The organism is Marinobacter sp. M3C, from assembly GCF_023311895.1.
GTDB lineage: Bacteria > Pseudomonadota > Gammaproteobacteria > Pseudomonadales > Oleiphilaceae > Marinobacter.
In genome coordinates, this window is record NZ_CP092284.1 from 3007976 (window position 1) to 3028518 (window position 20543).

The 20543-nt window shown below is 55.9% G+C and carries 14 protein-coding genes and 1 pseudogene; 1 reads left to right on the forward strand and 14 read right to left on the reverse strand.

What is annotated here, in order from left to right; genetic code table 11:
• Window positions 1-97 precede the first annotated feature (97 nt).
• The 9 genes and pseudogenes from MIH18_RS14110 to MIH18_RS14150 all read right to left on the reverse strand — a co-directional run bounded on the left by MIH18_RS14110 (window position 98) and on the right by MIH18_RS14150 (window position 9967).
• Window positions 98-1338 (reverse strand): annotated as a pseudogene (locus MIH18_RS14110) (GGDEF domain-containing protein).
• Window positions 1339-1436: 98 nt separating this feature from the next.
• Window positions 1437-1886, reverse strand: a complete 450-nt coding sequence (locus tag MIH18_RS14115) for a DUF411 domain-containing protein (protein ID WP_249012673.1) — start codon at window positions 1884-1886, stop codon at window positions 1437-1439.
• A gap of 100 nt (window positions 1887-1986) precedes the next feature.
• A complete protein-coding gene (locus MIH18_RS14120; RefSeq protein WP_249012674.1) occupies window positions 1987-4587 on the reverse strand; it encodes a heavy metal translocating P-type ATPase in 2601 nt (866 codons plus the stop codon).
• Window positions 4588-4590: 3 nt separating this feature from the next.
• Entirely contained in the window at window positions 4591-5022 is a 432-nt protein-coding gene (locus MIH18_RS14125) for a MerR family DNA-binding protein (RefSeq protein WP_249012675.1), read from the reverse strand.
• A gap of 80 nt (window positions 5023-5102) precedes the next feature.
• The gene (locus MIH18_RS14130) at window positions 5103-5411 is read right to left on the reverse strand and encodes a hypothetical protein (protein ID WP_249006686.1); all 309 of its coding nucleotides are present in this window, start codon (window positions 5409-5411) and stop codon (window positions 5103-5105) included.
• 12 nt (window positions 5412-5423) lie between these two features.
• Window positions 5424-7673 carry an EAL domain-containing protein gene (locus tag MIH18_RS14135; RefSeq protein WP_249012676.1) on the reverse strand — a complete coding sequence of 750 codons (2250 nt, stop codon included), beginning with the start codon at window positions 7671-7673 and terminating at the stop codon, window positions 5424-5426.
• 8 nt (window positions 7674-7681) lie between these two features.
• Window positions 7682-8104: a CoA-binding protein gene (locus tag MIH18_RS14140; protein WP_249012677.1), complete on the reverse strand. Its 423-nt coding sequence runs from the start codon at window positions 8102-8104 to the stop codon at window positions 7682-7684.
• An 87-nt stretch (window positions 8105-8191) separates the two neighbouring features.
• Window positions 8192-8764, reverse strand: a complete 573-nt coding sequence (folE, locus tag MIH18_RS14145; RefSeq protein WP_249006683.1) for a GTP cyclohydrolase I FolE — start codon at window positions 8762-8764, stop codon at window positions 8192-8194.
• A gap of 90 nt (window positions 8765-8854) precedes the next feature.
• Window positions 8855-9967 carry a GGDEF domain-containing protein gene (locus tag MIH18_RS14150; RefSeq protein ID WP_249012678.1) on the reverse strand — a complete coding sequence of 371 codons (1113 nt, stop codon included), beginning with the start codon at window positions 9965-9967 and terminating at the stop codon, window positions 8855-8857.
• 150 nt (window positions 9968-10117) lie between these two features.
• Between MIH18_RS14150 and MIH18_RS14155 the strand changes: the two genes are divergently transcribed.
• Window positions 10118-11200: a patatin-like phospholipase family protein gene (locus MIH18_RS14155; protein WP_249012679.1), complete on the forward strand. Its 1083-nt coding sequence runs from the start codon at window positions 10118-10120 to the stop codon at window positions 11198-11200.
• Window positions 11201-11240: 40 nt separating this feature from the next.
• On the opposite strand, the gene MIH18_RS14160 is transcribed toward MIH18_RS14155, so the two are convergent.
• From MIH18_RS14160 to MIH18_RS14180, 5 genes are all read right to left on the reverse strand, one after another.
• On the reverse strand, window positions 11241-12047 hold the full coding sequence (locus MIH18_RS14160) for an iron chelate uptake ABC transporter family permease subunit (RefSeq protein WP_249012680.1): 807 nt from the start codon (window positions 12045-12047) through the stop codon (window positions 11241-11243).
• Window positions 12040-12909, reverse strand: coding sequence for a zinc ABC transporter ATP-binding protein ZnuC (znuC, locus tag MIH18_RS14165; protein WP_249006679.1), 870 nt, complete (start codon window positions 12907-12909; stop codon window positions 12040-12042). The genes MIH18_RS14160 and znuC overlap by 8 nt, the downstream gene beginning before the upstream one ends.
• The gene (locus MIH18_RS14170; RefSeq protein WP_249012681.1) at window positions 12906-13409 is read right to left on the reverse strand and encodes a Fur family transcriptional regulator; all 504 of its coding nucleotides are present in this window, start codon (window positions 13407-13409) and stop codon (window positions 12906-12908) included. The genes znuC and MIH18_RS14170 overlap by 4 nt, the downstream gene beginning before the upstream one ends.
• 80 nt (window positions 13410-13489) lie before the next feature.
• Window positions 13490-13951, reverse strand: a complete 462-nt coding sequence (locus MIH18_RS14175) for a chemotaxis protein CheW (RefSeq protein ID WP_249006677.1) — start codon at window positions 13949-13951, stop codon at window positions 13490-13492.
• Window positions 13948-20499, reverse strand: coding sequence for an Hpt domain-containing protein (locus MIH18_RS14180; RefSeq protein WP_249012682.1), 6552 nt, complete (start codon window positions 20497-20499; stop codon window positions 13948-13950). Before MIH18_RS14180 ends, MIH18_RS14175 begins: the two co-directional genes overlap by 4 nt.
• Between the last annotated feature and the right edge of the window lie 44 nt (window positions 20500-20543).

Consider the following 20543-nt stretch of genomic DNA (forward strand, 5'->3'; position numbering starts at 1 on the left):
ATAAAAAAATGAATGTTGCCGCGCAGTATAACTGTAAAGGAGCAATGAGTCAGACCCGTTAGGCAATGAGAGCGTGGCTGATGCATTATTTTTCGGGTCAGCCCGGGATTTGATGGTCTTTATTTGCGATAAACACCATGTTGCGACCGCGGGCCTTGGCCTGGTAAAGCGCTTGGTCGGCTTCGTGCAGGATAATTTTGGCGCTGTCGCCGGGTTGGCACAGGTAGGCGCCTACGCTGACCGTAATCGAAATATTGCCGTTTGCGCTTTCGCGTTCAACGGTCTGACGCAAACGCTCGCTCAAAAAACGTAGAATATTATGATCACAGGGCGATAACACCACCATAAACTCGTCTCCACCCCATCGGCCGGGTTGGTCGTACGGGCGCAGGCTGTCGTGTAACCAGAGTGCTGTAAGACGCAGAACCGGGACCAGAATGCGAAACTGGACCACCAGATGAAACGCTGCCAGAGTAATCAGCAAGCTGGCACTAAAAACCGGTATTAGGGGCCATAAATGCGTTTTGGGTAGCAGCGTGCTCAGGTCAATCAGCGTGACTTCATACCACCCGATAGCGGGTAAAAAAGCGGCGCCAAATGTTTGCGGCCCTTGACGGTTACAAAACGGCTTTTGACGGTATGGCTTGTGTCTTTCAGGCTGGCCAACATATCCAGTATCTGGCGTTTGTCGTCGGCGCTGTCGAACAGCAGATCAATGGTGTTTTTCTGGCCTTCGGGCTTGATGATCGTGGCAAAATCGATGTAATTGCGATCGCGGTATAGCTGAATAGCGCCGTTCAGATCCACAAATAACGTGGTTATGCCTTGCTGGCCGGTGTCTACAATGTCCTTCAGAAAGTCATCAAGGTTTAGTCCGGTTCCCACCATACCCACGATGACGTTCTCTTCGTTGCGCATCAGTACGTCAATCCACAGCTTGGTCACATCCAGGTTGGTGTCAGGATTCACATTCAGATGGAAGTTGCGACCTTCCGCGATCAATCGATAGAACCAGGCGTCATCGGGCTCGCTTGGGTCAAGAATGTAGCGGAACTGCTGGCCTTGATAGTCGTTGATAGTCGTTGGTAGTGTTGTTGTAGTAATAGTGGCCGTTGCTTAGAAAGGCGACAAAATAGCTGTGGTCGCGAAAGTTACTGCGAAAGCTTTCCATTTCACCAATGGCGGCGGCTTTGATCAACGGGCCTGAATTTCAGCAACCTGCTTACCCCAGCGCTCGATTAAATTGTCTGATAGCTGCTGGTATGCGGCCAATGTAGCAATGCTTGCCACAATCATCAGGCCAGCAGCAAGGCTGAGAATTCGGTTTTTCAGATTCAACGAGGCTCTTTCTCGATGATTTCGTTCACGAAGTCATAAGATAAAGAGCTCGATGTTAAAGTAAATCATGACCAAACTATATAGAGATGTCGCGGTAATCAGTTGTGTTCGGCGAATACCTGGGTCTGGCCATTGGCGTTGAATAACAGCACTTGATAGGTATCTTTGCGATCGCCCATTTCCATTCCCGGTGAGCCTGCAGGCATGCCGGGCACACTCAAACCACGGGCTTGTGGCGCTTGGCTTAACAGGCGTTTGATGTCGTCCGCAGGCACGTGGCCTTCAATCACGTAATCGTTGATAAATGCGGTGTGGCAACTGGCCAAAGCCGGTGTCAGGCCGGCTTCGATTTTCACTGGCGTGACATTGTCGACTTCGCTGACTTCTACCTCAAAGCCGTTTTCCTCTAGATGCTTTACCCAGTCGGTGCAACAGCCACAGGTGGGCGACTTGTAAACGTGAATGTTGCGCTCAGTTTCAGCGCTGACCAGAGCCGAGCCAAAGCTGAGGCTGGCGCCAAGAAGAATGGCCAATGTGCGTTGTTTCATCGGTTTTACCTTTGTGTTTTGGAGTCAGTCGGAGCGAGCCAGAACCACCAGACGACGGCGGCCATCAGCGCTAAACCTGTGAGGTTGACCAGAAAAGATGTCATTGGTTCTGCTCCTGCTTGGACGAGTTGTTTATTTTATAACTGGTTTTGAACAACCGTAAACGGTTGGCGTTGGTGACCACGGTGACCGACGACATCGACATGGCTGCGCCGGCAATGATCGGGCTTAACAAAATGCCCCACAGCGGATACAGCAGGCCGGCGGCGATGGGGATGCCCAAGCTGTTGTAAACAAAGGCACCAAACAAATTCTGATGAATGTTTTTCACCGTGGCGCGGGATATTTCGATGGCGTCGGGAACCCCGTGTAGGGAACCGCGCATCAGTGTGATGGCAGCACTTTCAATCGCCACATCGGTGCCGGTGCCAATGGCAAATCCAACATCGGCGGCCGCTAGCGCCGGGGCATCGTTAATACCGTCACCCACCATGGCCACGGTATAGCCTTTTTTGCGCATGTCATTAACTACGTTGGCTTTGTCTTCCGGCAGCACTTCGGCGCGGTAATCGTCAATACCGGCGCTGGCGCAAATGGCTTTGGCGGTGGCGTCCACATCGCCGGTGACCATCATCACTTTGATGCCGGCTTGATGCAGCCGTTTAATGGCAGCGCGGGAATCCGGTTTGATAGCATCGGCGACGCCGATGACGCCCATCACCCGGGTGCCCAAGGCTACAAACAGCGGGGTGCCGGCATTGTCGGTAATACTTTGGGCGGCCTGGTCCAACGGGGTTACATCCAGCCCTTCATCTTCCAGCCAGCGCCGGTTGCCCAGGCGCAGGGTATCGCCGTTGTGTTCCCCGGCTACGCCCTTGCCGTTGAGGCTGTCGAAGCCGGTTATGTCGGCCGGTTGGATAGCGTCTTGCCGGACTTTTTCCATAATGGCGTGGGCCAGCGGGTGTTCGGAGTGCTGTTCAAGACCGGCGGCCAGGGCTAGCAGGTGGCTTTCGCCACCCTCTACTACATGCACTTGAGTAACAGCGGGTTTGCCGGCGGTTATGGTGCCGGTTTTATCCAGAATCACCAAGTTGATCTTACCAGCGGTTTGCAGGGCTTCACCCTGGCGGATCAGCGCGCCGTATTCAGCGGCTTTGCCGACACCCACCATCACCGACATAGGTGTGGCCAGGCCCAGCGCGCAGGGACAGGCGATGATCAATACGGTGGTGGCAGCAACCATCATGTGCGCAATCACCGGATCCGGCCCCAGGTTATACCAAATCAACGCAGCGGCTATGGCGATCAGCATCACACTCGGTACGAACACGGAAGATATCTTATCCGCCAGGCGGCCTATCGAGGGCTTCGAGCCCTGGGCCTTTTTTACCAGCCGGATAATTTGCGCCAGGGCGGTGTCGCTGCCTACACGGGTGGCTTCGTACACAATACTGCCACTGGTGTTCAAAGTGCCGGCAGACACGTCGTCGCCTTCGCCTTTACTGACCGGCATGGGCTCGCCGGTGAGCATGCTTTCGTCAACGCGGGTGTTGCCTTCGCGCACCACACCGTCTACTGGCAGCTGTTCGCCGGGCCGAACGCGAATCTGGTCGCCTTTACGCACCTGCTCTATGGGCAGGTCCTGCTCTTGGCCGTCGCGGATCACGCGGGCAGTTTTGGCGCGCAGATCCAGCAGCCGGCGCACGGCTTCGGAGGTTTTGCCTTTGGCGCGCAGCTCTAAGGCCTGGCCCAGATTGATTAGGCCGATAATCATCGCCGAAGCTTCAAAATACACGTGGCGCGCCATTTCTGGCAGGGCTTCGGGGAACACCGCGACCACCATGGAATAAATCCAGGCGGTGCCGGTACCCAGCGCTACCAGGGTGTCCATATTGGCGTTGTGATGAATAAAGGCTTTCCAGGCGCTGGTGAAAAAATGGCTGCCGGTGGCAATCATCACGCTCAGGGTTAGAATGCCCAGGTTGATCCAGGTAGTCTGGTTGCCGGCATCAACGGTCATCGAGCCGAAACCCATGCCCCAGATCATCAGGCCGACACCCAGTGACAGGCTGACCGCCATTTTTACCATCAAGGTGCGGTAGCGTTTGCGATCTTGCTGCTGGCGGCGTTCGTCTGCAGTGTCTGGATCTTCAATCACGCTGGCGCCGTAGCCGGCGCTTTCGATGGCGTTGATCAGTGCTTGCGGAGTTACTTGGCCGCTGGCGCTGGCGGTATTATCGGCCAGGTTCATGTGGGCGTGGGTAACGCCGCTAACCGATTTCAGGGCTTTTTCGATGCTGCTGACGCAAGACGCACAGGTGGCGCCTGTAATCGCCAGCTGAATGCCGTCGTTGCTATCGCTGACGGCGCTGACTGGCTCTGGCACAGGGGCCTCTGCGCCATCAGTGTTACCTTTTTCGCTGCGACAGGATGACGTTGTCTTGCTGGCACAGCAGCTTTTGGCAGCGGGTTCGGCATGGAGAATTTCCGCCGGGTAGCCTGCTTCGGTGATTCTGCGGGCGGCGTCGGCGGGGTTAATACCTGCGGGCAAGGTGACGGTTTTCTGCTCGATGTTCACATCCACCGCAGCGCTGTCGGTGGCCAAAGGTTCTAATGCCACGCGGATTTTACGGGCGCAGCCCTGGCAGGTGGCACCGGCAATGCTGAGTCGGTTTTCGGTGTTAGCAGTTGTGCTGTCCATGATTCAGAATTCCTCCGTCAGGTTAGGTTCGGCCTGATCCCAGTGTTCAATTAAACGGCAGATGGTATGGCCGTCTGGCATGCCATCGGGCATGCCTTGCCAAGCGTTCAGGGCCTTTTGCATGCGCTGGTGCAGTTGCTGGAGCTCGTTAATCTGGCGCGCTACCTCGGCCAGGCGTTGTTCAAACACGCCGCGTACCATGGGGCAGGGGGAATGTTTGTCATCGGCCTGGTTCAAAATGTCGCGGATCTCGGGCAGGGAAAAACCGAGCTGGCGGGCCTTACGGGCAAAACGTAGGCGGCGCAGATCATCGCTGGAGAAATGTTGGTAGTTGTTCGCCGGATCGCGGCTGGGTGCCAGCAGTTTTTCGCGGGTGTAGAAGCGCACAGTGTCGGGCGTTACCCCAGCGGCACGGGCCATGTCTTTTACTTTCATAAACTACCCCGTCGCCTTTTACGATAAGTGTAGCTTAAAACCTGTTAGCCGCTCATAGGTCAAATGTTAGGAACGTGTTGTTAGCCTTTGGCGCGAAGAAAGCAGCCACAGTGCTTGCACTGTTCCGGAACCATCAGCTTGGCTTGCCAGCCCAGCTTTTCGCTACAAGCGGGACAGGTCAGCCTTAGTTGCATAGCCACTATTGGCGCCACTAACAGCACCAGAATGATGCCCAGCCCACCCCAGTCATCGTCGCTCGACAACCCCAGTTGGCTGCTGAACACCAAAATGATGATCAACGCCGTAAAGGCGAACAGAAAATAATTGCGGTTCCACCGTTCCCAGCGGCGCAGACGAGCGTCTTGTAGGGTGGTCAAATAATTGGCCATGAAGTCTCGCGGTTAGAGTGGGTTTTCAGCGTATTGCGGCTTCAGCCACTGCTCCAGCTGGTCGGCAGGAATCGGACGGCTGATCAGATAACCCTGAGCCACATCGCAACCATGCTGGCGCAGAAAGTTGAGCTGGCTGGTAGTTTCTACGCCTTCGGCTACAACCTGGATGCCCAAATTGTGGGCCAAATTTATAATTGCAGAGGTAATGGTGGCATCGTCTTGGCGTTCGGTTACTTGGGTGATAAATGAACGGTCAATTTTCAGCAGGTCAATTGGGAAGTCTTTAAGATAGCTCAGCGAGGAGTAGCCAACGCCGAAATCGTCAATTGCCAAGCGCACGCCAAGTTGCCGCAGGCGCTTGAGCTGGTCCAGATTGTGGTGGATATTGCTCACGAATATCTCTTCGGTTAGCTCGATTTCCAGCTGCTGCGGTGCCACACCGGTGGCCGCTAACGCCGACTGTACATAGTCCAGAAGGTCAGGATTTTCCAGTTCGCGCCCGGACAGATTCACCGCAATTTGCAGATTTTGGTAAGGGGTGCCACGCCATTCGCTGAGCTGATTGCAGGCGGCCGTCACCACCCAGCGACCAATATCGGTGATGCGCCCGCTTTCTTCGGCTAGCGGTATAAATTCACCCGGCGCCAACAATCCGCGGCGTGGATGCTGCCAGCGAATGAGTGCTTCTACGTTGACGATGCGGTTGCTGTGCAGGTTTAGCTGAGGCTGATAATAAAGTACAAATTCGTTATTGCTAAGGGCAAGGCTAAGATCTTTTTCCAGCTCCAGGCGCAATAATTCCCGCTCTTGCATGCCTTCGGTATAAAACTGGTAGCTGTTACGGGCCTGCTTTTTGGCCCGATACAGGGCGATATCAGTATTGCGCAGGAGGGTTTCGGCGTTTGGCCCGCTTTGCGGGTATACGGCAACGCCCATGGTGGCGGTAATCTGAAGTGGGTTGCCTGGCAGGCTAAAAGGTTGGGTGAAAATTCGCTGTACTCTGCCTAAAAGGTGAATGACATCATCAACGGCGGTTACCTGCTGCTGACAGATCAGGAACTCGTCACCACCGGCATAGGCTACCATAATACGTTCATCCGCCAGGCCGCTTAAGCGCTCTGCTACCTTGCTGAGAATTTCATCGCCGACCTGATGCCCCAGAGAGTCGTTGAGCATCTGAAAACGGTCCAGGCCAAGCATAATTAAGGCCACCTGCCGCGACTTGCGTTCGGCCATAGACAGGGTGAACGCAAGATCGTCCATGAAAAAACGACGGTTGGCCAGGCCCGTGAGAGGGTCGGTGGATTCCAGCCGGGCCAGATCCTGCTGGATAGCGCTACGCTGAGCGATCTCCTGGTCCAGTTGGCTGCGGGTTTTCAGCAGTGCCTGATTGCGGCGCAGGATTTCCTGCGCTAGCAGCGTTGCCATACTGATAACCAGCCCTAGAATTAACAGACTGGCTAACGTGAGCCAGGCCCAAGGGCTGCGTTGGTCCTGCACCCAGGTGTGGCTGGGGCGCAGCGTCAGGGTCCAGTCCATGGTGGGTAAATCCAGCGCGATCTTGCTATTGAATTCGTCACTGATAGGCAGCGACGAATTCAGCTGAGATTCAAGCTTGCCGTCTTCGTAAATATTGACTTGAAACAGCGTCAGCGCACGGCTGTTCAGTAGGGTTTGTACCAGAACATCTATCTGAAAAACCGCGCCGATAAAACCGTTGTTGTCGTCGCCGGTGCCCACAGGTGCAAAGGCTACAACCCCTTTGCCACCCGGGTACAGGGGAATAACCCCTGAAACATCAGAGTTGCCGGTACGCATTGCGCGCTTCAGTGCCCGGAGTCGCTCGGCATTGAAAGCAACATTGTAGCCAACCAATTCTGGCCAGTCGTGCGTCGGCTCGATCCAGCGGATGTAAAAATCACGGTCAATCCACTCGATTGCCTGGTAAACCCTGAAGTCTTGCAAATAGTTGCGGGCATCATTTCGCCATTGGGCTTCGGTAATTCCTCCGTTGAAATGCAGACGGTTAGCGCTGCGGCGCAGGCCCAGCAAGAGGATATTGAATTCCCGCTGCAGATTGTTGGCCATTATTTCGGCCTCGGTGTCCAGGTGCGCCTGAATCTGGCGACTGTCTTGCTGGCTTTGGCCAAATCGCAAACCCAGGGCCAGCAATAAAAATAAAAAGAAGATAAACACCGGCAGGGCTGGGTGCAAAAGCCCTTTTGCCACAACACGCTGTGTTGAATCCGTGTTTTTCATTGGGCTCACTAGGGTCGGGGCATAAGCCGGGGTATTTCCATTTTTGGACAGCGATCCATCACCACTTTTATGCCCGCCTGTCGCGCGCGCTCGGCGCCTTGGTGATTAATAACGCCAATTTGGAGCCACAGGACCGGAATGTTCATAGCGATGGCCTGGTCGATCACCGCGTCGGTGCGATGCGGAGCCAGGAACAGGTCTGCCATGTCTACTGCAACCGGCAGTGATTCAAGGTCTGCATAAACGGTTTCACCCAGCAGCTGTTGGCCGGCCAAACGGGGGTTAACGGGTATTACCCGATAACCTTGCTGCTGTAAGTAATGCATGACCTCGTGGGAGGGGCGGTTGGTTTTTTCACTGGCGCCCACCAGTGCTATGGTGCGGACCTGTTGCAGGATTTCGAGAATCTGCGAGTCAGACATCTCGAGCATGGTGTAACGCTCCTATCAAAGAAAATGATAATAATGCATGTCTTACACGTTATCTAGCGCCTTAGCGCTAGACCAATTTGAGCCTGATCAACGGTTGGTATTGATCAAATTAAAAAATTCCAGGCGGGTGGCTTGTGATTTACGGAACTGACCAAGCATCATTGACGTCTTCATTTTCGAATTCTGTTTTTCAACGCCGCGCATCATCATGCACATGTGTTGGGCTTCGATGACGACGGCTACGCCCTTGGCATTGGTCACACTCTCTACCGTTTCGGCGATCTGTCGAGTTAGATTTTCCTGGATTTGCAGGCGCCGTGCGTACATATCGACAATGCGGGCGAACTTGGACAAGCCCAATACCTTGCCCTGAGGCAGGTAGGCAATGTGGCACTTGCCAATAAAAGGCAGCATGTGATGTTCACACAGGCTGTAAAGTTCGATGTCCTGTACCACCACCATTTCGTCCATGGCGGATTCGAACACGGCGTTGTTGATCAGGTCATTCAGATCCTGCTGATAACCGCGGGTTAGAAACTGCATCGCCTTGGCCGCACGCAGAGGCGTGTCTTTCAAGCCTTCGCGGTCACAGTTTTCGCCTAGGCCGTTAATAATGGCGCGATAATGGCCAGCAAGATCATCTGTCAGGGGATTGCTCATAAATAAGGGTCCGGTTTTCTGAATCTGGCAAGGGCAGAAGCTTAAGGCAAATTGGCCATGATCTCTATGGGTAAACGTTGTGATAGTGGTTCAGCTGTTGCCCTCAAGGCCGGTATTGGCTGGCGGCGAGCCTCCGGGCAATTGTACAACACGGTTACGGCCGCCGGCTTTTGCTTTATACAATGCCCGGTCTGCCCGCTTCAGCCAAGCTGACCACGTCTCGCTGGCGCACGCTTGCGTCAGGCCGCCGCTGATGGTGGTCCGAATGTCGGTCTGGAACGGTTCGGCGGCCACACTCTTTACCAGTTCACGGGCCAGTATTGAGGCTTCGTGCAGGCTGGTTTCCGGTAGCAGCACCATGAACTCTTCGCCGCCAATACGAAATATGTGGTCGCTGTCACGCAGGCGGTTGCTCAGCAGGCGTGCTACGCCTCTGAGTACAATGTCACCGGTATGGTGACCCCACTGGTCATTGATGGTTTTGAAGTGGTCCAGGTCCAGCAGCAAAATGGACGATGGCCGGTCGTAGCGTTCGCACAACTTGATTTGGTTGGTTAGGCTTTCAGCCAGTGTTGCCCGGTTCCGGCAGCCGGTGAGTGGGTCGGTGGTGGCCAGTTCTGTCATTTCCTGCTGTAAGCGCCCCACCAGCCAGGCAAAAATCAGTGCGAACAGACAGGTCAGCCCTAGCGATGTGCTGATGCGCCAGAACTCTGACAGGGGAAATACGTAAAAAGCCATGACCGCCATCAAGGCTAAAAACACAAAGTTGCTGAGCGCGGCATCCCGCAGAGGCATTAGAAAAAATACGGCAGTAATGGCAGGGTAGGCCCAGTAAAGCCCGGCATGGCCGTTAATGGCGGTAGAATAGACCGCGCAGACCATCGCCAGCAGCGGGAACAGCCAGCCCCGCAAGAAGTAGTGTTGGCGGAAGCGCAAAAAGCCAATCACCAGCAAGGCGTTGGCGCAAAAAAGAAAGAGTAGGGCGGACAATAGATAATTCTGATGAAGCCACTGCACCACAATCAGCGGCGCTACTGCCAGGCAAGCCCAGAAATGCAAGTGATAAACCAACTGGCGGCGAAACCCCATCACCACCAGAGTCGGGTTGCTGGTAAATTTTTCCGATAAAAAAAAGGTACGGCCACCGAGAGTTCCCTTCGTCAGCCCAATGTTGCGGCTTGGCACACTGGTTATTGTTATCACTCAACACGCCAAATTTAACACGGCTGGCCATGAAAAAACGCTGCCTTGTTGAATAATCGTTGATGTGTTCTCCGGCGCAACTTTTTGCCAGACTTAATAAGGGTGACACGTTGCGGCCTTCTCGACAGCATTTCTTACTAAGGGAAAATCATGACCGCGATTCATATTCGCACACCGGCGCTAACCATTCGAGCCGGAACTCGTGCCATGAGGCGGTTACGGGACAACCCGTTGAATGCCGCGGATGTTCACGTGATCCCCGGTGCTGCCGGCGGGCCAAAAGCCTTGGGGCTAAGCGGTCTGGATAAAACCTTATTTGGCCACTGGCTGCCAAGTGCGCCGCAACCCAGAGCGTTAGTGGGTTCGTCTATCGGCAGTTGGCGTTTTGCGGCGGTGGCGTCGTCTGATGACCCGGTTGCTCAGTTGGAGTTGCTGGCGGAGTTATACACGCAGCAGCGTTTTACCAAAGGGGTCAGCGCCGCCGAGGTAACCCGTAAAAGCCTCGAATTTCTGCAACAGTTATTGGGTGGGCGAGAACAGCATATTTTGAACCACCCGCAGTACCAACTCAGCGTAATGGTGGTGCGCAGCTTGGGATTATTGCAGCACGATAGCCGCGGTCGCTTGACTCTGGGGCTGCTGCACGCCATTGGCAGCAATATGCTGGGCCGTCGGTACCTGGGCCGGGTTATGGAGCGGGGCATTGTGCAGGACAGTCGCACACCGGTACCTTTGGAGGAGCTGCGCGATTTTGCCAGCCACACCATTGCTCTGAATCAAGACAACCTGCTTCCGGCGCTGCTAGCCTCGGCTTCAATTCCGATGGTGATGTCGGGCGTGGCGAATATACCCGGAGCGCCAGCGGGACTTTATCGCGATGGTGGATTGTTGGATTATCACCTGGACTTGCCGTACCAGCAGCCCGGGGTTGTGCTGTATCCACACTTTACCGACCGGATAATTCCCGGCTGGTTTGATAAGCCTTTACCCTGGCGCAAGTCTAACGCGTCACATGTGCAAGATGTGTTGTTGGTGTCGCCCTCGGCGGACTATCTGGCGAGTTTGCCCAATGGAAAGCTGCCGGACCGTCGTGATTTTGAAAAGTACCTGGGCGATGACGCCGGCCGCGAAAAAGCCTGGCGTCGCGCGATTGCCGAGAGTGAGCGCCTGGGTGATGACTTCATGGAATTAGTGGAAAAGCGCCAGTGGGATTCAGTGATGCAGCCGCTGTAGCCCCTGCGTTTGGATGCGAGAATCCTTCTGTAAAGGCGACTTATGCACGTTGTTTGCCGCCAACCGCGGATATCAGCAGAAAACAGCTGAATGCGGTAACCACCACCGACGGTCCCGCCGGGGTGTCCAGTTGCCATGACAGGGCCAACCCGCCGGTCACGGCAATAAATCCGAACAGCATCGCCATGGCCACCATCTGTTCGGGTGTGCGTGCCAGGCGCCTTGCGGTGGCGGCGGGAATAATCAGCAGCGCCGTAATCAGCAGCACGCCGACAATTTTCATGGCCACTGCAATAACAATAGCAAACATCAGAATCAGGGCCAGCCGCAGGCGTTCTACCGGTACCCCTTCAACCCGCGCCAGTTCTTCGTGAATGGTGCTCATCAGCAAGCCGCGCCATAGCAGTGCCAGCAGGCATAAAATGGTGGCGGCACCGCCGTAAATCCACCATAGATCGCCGCGGCTCATGGCCAGCAGATCGCCAAACAGAAGCCCGGTCAAGTCCATTCGCACCGAGGGCATGAAGCTCAGGGTGACCAGTCCAATGGCCAGCGCACTGTGGGCCAGGATGCCCAGCAGGGTATCGGTGGCTAAGGTTTTGTTGCGGGAAAACAGCACCAGCGCCAGAGCCAACCCCAAGCAAGTGATAATCACCCCGACATTAATCGGCACCTGAATCACAAAACTCAGGGCAATGCCGAGAAGCGCCGAATGGGCCAGGGTATCGCCAAAATAAGCTAGCCGCCGCCAAACCACAAAACAGCCCAGAGGCCCCGCTACCAGAGCCACACCCAGGCCGCCAATCAGCGCACGCCAGAAAAAATCATCCAGAATGCTGTCAATCATGATGGTGCCCTGAGCAGGTTGGCGCTGCTTTCGCTTCGCTGAATGAACTGACGTTGAGAGCTTCTTCGCCGAGAGCGCCATTACTAAGAGTGCCATCACTGAGAGCTCCGTCGCTGACAGCGGTGCCGGCGCCAATGACGTTGCCGTGCAAGTCATGGCGGTGATTATGATGGTGATGGTATACCGCCAGTGACTCAGCAACGGCGGTGCCGAAGGTTTCAATAAAAGCTGGGTCGTGGGAGATGTCTTCCGGAAAACCGCTGCAACACACGTGCTGGTTCAGGCAGATAACCTTGTCGGTCGCGGCCATAACCAGATGCAGGTCGTGTGAGATCATGATAACGCCGCAGTTGAGCTCGTCTCGGAGTTGGCGCACCAGGTCATAAAGTGCGGCCTGGCCGTTGATGTCGACCCCTTGGGCGGGCTCATCCAGTACTAGCAGGCCGGGCTGGCGTGCCAGCGCCCGTGCCAGCAGCAAGCGCTGTTTCTCGCCGCCAGATAGGTGATGCACCGAGGCTGCCGAAAGGTGAGCCACTCCGGTACGCGCTAGCGCTTGTTGACAACCTTTGCGGTCGCAGCCGCTCAGCGCCATAAAGCGCTCTACACTCAGCGGCAACGTGGTTTCAAGGTTCAGGGTTTGTGGCACATAACCGATCACCAAACCCGATTGCAGGCTAATCGAGCCAGACGTGGCTTTCTGGATGCCCAGAATGGTTTTGATCAGGGTGGTTTTGCCGGCTCCGTTGGGACCGATAATGGTGATGATATCGCCGCGCTTTATACTCAAAGACACCTGATCAACAATCAATCGGTCATTGAGCGTCACCGATACCTTGCTCAGTTCTGCCAAAACTTCGCTCATGATGGCGTCGGCTGATCAGTGCTGTCGCTCTGACAACGTGGGCACAAGCCGGCAATTTCCAAAGTAATCTGTTCTACCTGAAACGTTTCGGCGGTGGCAGCTTGGTTGATAGCAGCGGTTATATTCGGGGCGGCTAACTCCAGCACGTTGCCACAGCTGCGGCAGATCAGAAAGGTGCCGCAGTGGTTCTGGCCCGGGTGGTCGCAACCGGTAAACGCGTTAAGCGACGCAATACGGTGTACCAGGCCGTGTTGCTGTAAAAAATCGAGGGCGCGATATACCGTTGGCGGCGCAGCCTTGTGGCCATCGGCGCTTAGCTGAGCCAGCACATCGTAAGCGCCCAATGGTTTGTGGGACTGCCAAATCAGCTCCAGCACTCTTTCCCTGATGGGGGTTAGCCGCGCTTCGTTACGCCGGCAAGTATCCCTAGCCTGAGCCAGGGCCTGATCAACGCAAAGATCATGATTATGGGGGCGATAGGGTAAAGCGCGGGCGGGCATGGCAAGTATCCGATGAGATTTGAAACATTATAACAGTTGCCATCGGTGCTGCCAGGGTTTCCGCATCGTTGGGTGAGGCCTCAGCGTAATTGCTGCGCCAGGCTTTCCAGATACTCCAGATTGGGAATCCAGGCGCGCTCGCCGTCTACTTCAACTTCCATCAGGTCGGCGACGCCGGTTGGACTGTCCAGGCGCTGAATCTGGCTTTGATTAATACGATTCTGGCTGGGTATGCCCTGAGTCATCAGGGCAATAAAGGGCTGTTCGCGGTGTTCTTCGACGATGCTGTTAAGAATAACCACCCGGCCGCGGCGACTATTCGGTTGTGCCAATTGGCCGCCGCTGGCGGCGTCGTAGGATATAATCGGCAGTCTTAGCCCGCGCCAGTCCAGATAGCCGGCCAGCCAGGCGGGTGCGTCGGCGCTTGAGTTGATGTCTGGGCTGTAGTCCACCACTTCTGCCAGCGATACGTTGGGCAGTAACAGCTGACGGCCGATCATCGGAATCATGACGCAGGCCAGGGTCTGGTTGTTATCGCTCATAAGTTACCTGTCAGCCTGCGAATGGTTTCTAGCAGAGTTGTTTCCTGGAACGGCTTACCCAGATATTCGTTAACGCCAATGGCTAATGCACGCTCACGATGTTTCTCTCCGGTACGGGAGGTAATCATGCAAATGGGTGTATTTCGCAGAGCGTCGTCGTGGCGAACAAAGCCGGCGACTTCAAAGCCATCCATGCGCGGCATTTCAATGTCCAGCAGGATGATATCAGGCTGGTAATCCTGCAGCTGGGCTACGGCATCCAAACCATCTTTGGCGGTAATCACTTCCATACCGTTGCGCTCAAGCAGGCGCGACGTCACTTTACGCACGGTTACGGAATCATCGACCACCATTACCAGGGTGGCGCGCTGGTGAAGTCGCGGTTTCTGGCGCGGCTGGTTCGCTTTGTCGCTGGCGTGCTGTTGCTCTGACAGTATGTCGGAGCGGATCATTGCTGGCAGATCAAGAATGACCACCACATTTCCGTCACCCAGAATGGTGCCGCCGGATACGCCACGCACAGAGTTGAACTGAGGCCCGAGAGATTTCACCACGATTTCGCGGCTGCCCACCAGGCTGTCTACCTGCAGGGCCATAGGTTGCTCTGCGCCGCGCACCAAAATAACCGGCAGTGGCAGTGCCTGGCCCTGAAGCTTGGGCTGGTGTTCGCTGTTCAGCAGATTGCCCAGATATTGCAGTCGATACTCCTGACCGGCGTACTCGTACAGCGGCGCTTCGGGTTTGTAATATTCTTCCAGCTCGTAGGTGCTCACCCGCACTATGCCTTCAATGGTGTTCAGCGGTATGGCGTAAAAATTGTCGCCGCTGGTGACCATCAAGGCGCGGTTAACCGATACGGTAAACGGTAGCCGAACGGTAAATGTGGTGCCGTGGCCGGCGCCGGAATGAATGTCGAGACTGCCACCCAACTGTTTGATTTCTGACGCTACCACGTCCATGCCAACGCCTCGGCCGGATACCTGGGTAATCTCCTTGGCGGTGGAAAACCCCGGTGTCATGATCAGCTGCAGAATCTCGCGCTCGGTCAACACATCATTTGGGCCGACCAGGCCCTGACTGATGGCTTTGCTGCGTACCTGCTCGGTAGAAATGCCGGCACCATCATCCCGCATGCGCAGAACAACGTCGCCGCCTTCGCGTTGCAGCGACAGGCTGATTTCCCCTGTTTCTGCTTTGCCTGCGGCCAGACGCTCTTCGGGCGCCTCAACGCCATGGCCCAGCGCGTTACGCAGCATGTGCTCCAGAGGCGCAATCATCCGTTCCAGTACGTTGCGGTCCATTTCGCCTTCGGCGTTGTACACCTCAAAATTGGCTTTCTTGTCTAGCTCAGCGCTGATTTGGCGCACAATACGGCGTAAGCGCGGCACCACTGAGGCGAACGGAATCATGCGGGTCTTCATCAGACCTTCTTGCAGTTCCGTATTGATACGTGACTGCTGCACCAGCAGGGTTTTGGTGTCGCGAATCCGGTCGGCCAAGGTCTGGCGCAGATCAATCAGGTCGGAAGACGATTCCGACAGAGCCCGCGATAGCTGCTGTATAGACGAATAACGGTCCATTTCCAGTGGGTCGAAGTCTTCATCGTAATCGGGCCCGAGCTCTTTTTCGGCGCGGAACAGAATCTGGGTTTCGGTTTCGATATCCATGCGCCGCAGCTGTTCACGCAAGCGTTCAATTGTGGCGGCCATCTCTTCCAGAGTGTGGCTAAAGTCGCTGGTTTGCTGTTCCAGGCGGCCGCGGGCAATACTGGTCTCGCCCGCCAGATTGACCAGGTCGTCAAGCAGCGGTGCCGACACCCGAATGGTTTCTTGCGTGGTGCGCAGGGTCTTGCGGCTTTGCGCGCGCTTCGGCCTTGGCTTGGGCACTGCAACAATGGGCGTCTGCTGCTGTTCTGTTGTCGGCGCTGGCGTTTTCTGTACGGCCTTCGGCTCTGGGTCCTGCTCTTCTTCCTGTTCCACTTTCGCAGGCTTTTGAGCCAGCACTGAAGACTCGGTCTGTTGCGGCGGATGCAGCTGGTGCACCTGCGCGATCAGCTCCTGAGCTGGTGGGCAGGCTTTGCCGGTGGCAATTTGTTCTACCATGGCGGCCAGACGGTCGTGACAGGCAAACAGAGGTTCGTACAACTCTGGCCCGGGCCTCAGTTCGCCCCGCGTAATCAGCTCGAACAAATCCTCCAGAGCGTGTGCCAGATCACCCATGGCGTCTGCGCCCGCCATTCGTGCGCCGCCTTTCAGTGTGTGCACGTCGCGCTGCAATTCGGCGGCAAGCATACTGTTTTCGGGATTCTCACTCCAGCTGTGCAGTGCGCTGCCGGTGGCGTTGATCAGGTCATAGGCTTCTTCCAGGAAGATGCCCATCAGTTCCGGGTCGGTGGTTACGCGGTTGGTGTCGTGTGCGTCTGGGCTTGGTTCCGGTTGCAGAGCAACCGAGGAATGATCGGCGCCGGCGCTTGTAGCGTTGCTGGAATAATGTTGTATTTCTGCGATCAGGTCGGGCGCTGAGCGCGGACTGTCGCCATTTTCCAGCGTTTCTACCATGCTGGCCAGACGGTCGTGACAGCTGAACAGCAGGTCAGACAGAACCGGCGACATTGCCAGTTGTTGCTGAACCAGGCCTTCGAACAGGGTTTCCAGTTCGTGGGCCAGATCACCAATACTGCCCACTTTGCTCAGACGTGCACCGCCTTTGAGGGTGTGCAGGTCCCGTTGCAGCAATCGCAGTAAATCGTGATTGCTGATGTCCTGACTGAAGCGCTGAAGTGCGTCGGCGGTGCTGTCGATCAACTCGCGGGCTTCTTCCTGGAAAATCTCCAGCACTTCGTGATCTATGTCGTCTTCCGCATCCGCCACATAGGCAGGCGCGGGTGCTTCAAATGCTGTCTCAGCGGCTGCCGGTTCGTGGTCTATGTTTGGGTTTAGGTCTTCGTCTTCCTGAAACTCGGCAAGGAAGGCGTCGCTGGCCAGAACATCATCGGTAAGATCCATGATTTGCTGGCGCAGCGGATCTGCGCTGTCGATGGTCAGCCCGGCGGCGGCCTGGTCCATCATGTTGATCAACTGCTCATGAGCCAGGTGCAGGCAGGCCTGAAGTTCGGGTTTTGGTTCGAGGTCGCTGTCAGCCAGAACGCTGTAGCTGCTTTGCAGCGCCGCCGACAACGTGGCTATGTCGTCCAAGCCGGCAATTTCGGTAGCCGCAGTCAGCAGCGTCAGTTCGTGACGCAGCTGTTCAAGGGCCTGGCCATTAGCGGGGTTGGCAATCCAGGTGTCCAGTATGGTGCTGGCGTTAAGCACGATGTTGATGTCGTCGCTAAGAAAGAGTTCTAGCAAAGCGGAACGGCTATTGGCCGACGATGGCTGGGTACCGTCGTAGCTGGCGCCCGTTAAGGTCGCCCGAGCTAGCTGTGCCAGTTGCTCCAGAAACTCGCGGCTGCCCGGCAATTCTGCCAGTGGCTGACTGTGAAGTTGCAACAGGCCTTGGTTTAACAATGACACGCCTTGCTCTAGCAAGGAGATAGCACCGCTGTCGCACCGTTTGTTTTCAGTGCGGGCGTCTTTCACAAAGCGCTCAAGGGGGGTAACCAAATCGGCAATGGGCGTTATGCCGGTGGTGTGAGCGCTGCCTTTAAGAGTATGCAGTGCCCGTGTTAGTTCGTCGGTATAGGCCGTGGTTTGTTTGTCTGCGGCACTGGCAATATAGGCTTCCACCGTTTTTAGGTGAGACCGGGCCTCGCTCTCGAAAATATCCAGCAGAAGCTGATCTACGTCTGGCTCGTCGTCTGACTCTTGCCCTGGCTCGGGCGGCTGCAGAACATCGCCCGTGGCGGTTTCGCTTGCGGCAACGGCACCAGTGGCAGCCGGCACGTCTTTGCCGTCGGCCAGAGCATGGGCGCGGGCTTGTGCTTCATGGGTGTTAACGGTTGCGGTGCGGTGTTGTTCAAAATCACAGACTAACGCCGGCAAAATCGCGATAACATCGCTAACCAGCGCGGTAACGGCGTCGCTCATGCTGCGGCTGCCGTCAAGCACCCGGTTCAGCAGATTTTCCACAGACCATGCCAATTCACCAATTACGTCGGCGCCGACCATGCGGCCGCTGCCTTTCAGGGTGTGGAAGGCGCGGCGCACTTCACCCAAAGCGCTGCGATCGCCATAGTGCCGCAACAACATAGGCATGTATTCATCAATACTGGCTAATACTTCACCGGCCTCTTCGATGAAAACTTCCAGGATTTCGTCGTCAATCAACTCGCTTTGCGGGTTGTCGGTGCGGTCTGCGGCGCTGACTGGCGCACTGATAGCGGTATCGGTATCTGCGGTGTCTGCGCGGCGGGTGGTCGTGATGGCTTCGGCGCGAGCAACCAGGCTGCCGACATCGCCCTCCGGGTTGCCGGCGCGGAACTCATTGATCAGTTGCGGCAGATGCGCGTTGGCGTCTGTGACCAAAGAAAACACGTCATCGTTGGGTTTGACGGTTTGATCAATCAGTTTGTTCAGCAGGTTCTCAACCGCCCAAGCCAGTTCGCTCAGGCTGCTGGCGCCCACCAGGCGGCCGCTGCCTTTGAATGTGTGATAGGCGCGGCGCATTTCGGCCAGCGCTGCACGGTCGTCGTGGTTGCGCTGTAAGCGCGGATAGTATTCGTGGATGGTCGCCAGAACTTCTTCGGCTTCCTCGATAAAAATACCAACAATTTCGTCATCCAACAATTCGTCTGGGGGTACGCCCGTGTCTAAGATGGGCGCTGATACGGCGTCTAGCAGGGGTGCCTCCAGCAATGGCGTGTCCACCAGGGGGATGTCGGCTTCGTTGATGTCAGCTCTGGGGCGCCAGGTAGACGCCTTGCCTGCAGGGAAGCCCAAGCTTTCAAGACTGCTTTCCGCCACCCGCAACACGCTGTCGTTGTCACGGATTCCGTCATTCAAGCGTTCCAGATAATACTCGATGCTGGTAACAGCATCGGCCAGGGTATCCAGTTCCTGCCAGTTGGGCACCTCGCGACCGCTCAGCAGCACGTCGTTGATGTAGCGTTCCATGGCTTCCAGCAACTCGCTGGCACGCTCAAGCGGAATCAACCTCAGGCCACCACAGATGCTGTGCAGCAGCGCCGGCAGATGTTCAATCTCACGGGTATCCCACTGTGAGGCAATAAAGTTGACGACGGCCGATTTGGCCTGTTCCAGAGTGTTGCGGGACTCCTTTAACAGTGCACCGTTGGCATCCCCCAGCTCCCGCGAACCGGGGTTCAGCAGGTCGCGCTGGTGGGTGTCTTCATGCTGGCTGTCCTGGCCCAGATTAGCCAGACTGGCTTCCACATAGAGCAGGGCGCCGGCGATGTCCATCAGCGTGTTATCGGACACACGCTCATCCTGACGGACCAGCTGGGCCACCAGATCAATCTGTTCATTAACCACTTTACGCGGCACGCCCAGACCAATAACTGCAAGAGTGTTGGCTACCTGCTGCAAACCTGGCAGCAGGTCTTCCAGTTCATCGTTGCTGCGCAGGTCGGCGCGGACGAACAGGTCCAGCGAGTCTTTGAGCTTGGCGAGTTCTTCGTTGAGGGCGTGCACAACAGAATGGATGGCATCGCGGTTAGGGCCGCTGACCCGTGAACGCGCTGCATCTACATCATCGTCAGAAGGTAATGCCTGGGCTAGCTGGTAATCAGTGCGCAGTGCTTCTATGCGCGGCGAATCGAGTTCGCGGGCGCGGGCTACATAATACAGTAGATTTTTGAACAGAGCCTCTGGCGCCGGTTGTGCCAGGGCCGTGCCGGGATTGTCTGTTAGTTGGCGAATTTCGCTATCCAGCTCCCGCAGCAGCGACTTTACCGCCGCGTTAACCGGGTTGGCTTTAAGCTGAAGTGTTTCGACAAAACCAGCGGCAGCTTTCCACAACTCACCCCGCGGCGTTTTCTGACACAGCCGAACCAAGCGTCTGATCACTTTTTGCATGTAATCAAAGTTGGAGTCCAGATCAGCTTCCCGCACCACTCCAGCTAGCGCGAACTGATACATTTGCCGCAGTTTGCGCACATGGTTGCGCACTTTTGGTTCTTGCAGTCGGTCGTCTTTTATTTCACCGCTGGTGCGCGCCGGCGACATATCGGGCTTGAACAAAGAGGTGTCAGATAACAATGCTTCGCCGCGTGCGGCGCGCAGATCATTCATTAGCGGTAGTAGCACCAGCGGGAAATCATCACTGCTTCTGTCAATATGGTCGAGGTATTGTGGCAACTGCAGAATGGCCTGCATCAGCACTTCAACGGCTTCGTTTTCGCTGTCAACCTGGTTGCCCAGAATGGCCTGGGTGAGTTTTTCCATCTCTTCGGTGAGTAGCGATGCACCGTAGAGCTCAACCATTTGCAGTGTGCCGTGCACCTGGTGGAGATAGTTCAGGCAAAAGCGTAGGCGGGCCGTGTCTTTACGGTTGTCCACATAACTTTCCAGAGCCTGCTGGCCCTGAGTCAGCGTACTCTGTATTTCACCCCGAACCCAGTCGAGGGCGATACTGTCATGGTTATTGCCCATAACCTCTCCGGTTATTCGTCGTTGCCCGCTGCTTTTTAGTTTCC

What these genes read in the sequence shown, in the direction of transcription:
- folE (WP_249006683.1), bottom strand. Translation starts at nt 8,764, where the DNA reads ATGAGCAATCCCCTGACAGATGATCTTGCTGGCCATTATCGCGCCATT.
- MIH18_RS14175 (WP_249006677.1), bottom strand. Translation starts at nt 13,951, where the DNA reads ATGAGCGATAACAACCAGACCCTGGCCTGCGTCATGATTCCGATGATC.
- MIH18_RS14160 (WP_249012680.1), bottom strand. Translation starts at nt 12,047, where the DNA reads ATGATTGACAGCATTCTGGATGATTTTTTCTGGCGTGCGCTGATTGGC.
- MIH18_RS14120 (WP_249012674.1), bottom strand. Translation starts at nt 4,587, where the DNA reads ATGGACAGCACAACTGCTAACACCGAAAACCGACTCAGCATTGCCGGT.
- MIH18_RS14180 (WP_249012682.1), bottom strand. Translation starts at nt 20,499, where the DNA reads ATGGGCAATAACCATGACAGTATCGCCCTCGACTGGGTTCGGGGTGAA.
- MIH18_RS14140 (WP_249012677.1), bottom strand. Translation starts at nt 8,104, where the DNA reads ATGCTCGAGATGTCTGACTCGCAGATTCTCGAAATCCTGCAACAGGTC.
- MIH18_RS14130 (WP_249006686.1), bottom strand. Translation starts at nt 5,411, where the DNA reads ATGGCCAATTATTTGACCACCCTACAAGACGCTCGTCTGCGCCGCTGG.
- MIH18_RS14170 (WP_249012681.1), bottom strand. Translation starts at nt 13,409, where the DNA reads ATGCCCGCCCGCGCTTTACCCTATCGCCCCCATAATCATGATCTTTGC.
- MIH18_RS14115 (WP_249012673.1), bottom strand. Translation starts at nt 1,886, where the DNA reads ATGAAACAACGCACATTGGCCATTCTTCTTGGCGCCAGCCTCAGCTTT.
- znuC (WP_249006679.1), bottom strand. Translation starts at nt 12,909, where the DNA reads ATGAGCGAAGTTTTGGCAGAACTGAGCAAGGTATCGGTGACGCTCAAT.
- MIH18_RS14135 (WP_249012676.1), bottom strand. Translation starts at nt 7,673, where the DNA reads ATGAAAAACACGGATTCAACACAGCGTGTTGTGGCAAAAGGGCTTTTG.
- MIH18_RS14125 (WP_249012675.1), bottom strand. Translation starts at nt 5,022, where the DNA reads ATGAAAGTAAAAGACATGGCCCGTGCCGCTGGGGTAACGCCCGACACT.
- MIH18_RS14155 (WP_249012679.1), top strand. Translation starts at nt 10,118, where the DNA reads ATGACCGCGATTCATATTCGCACACCGGCGCTAACCATTCGAGCCGGA.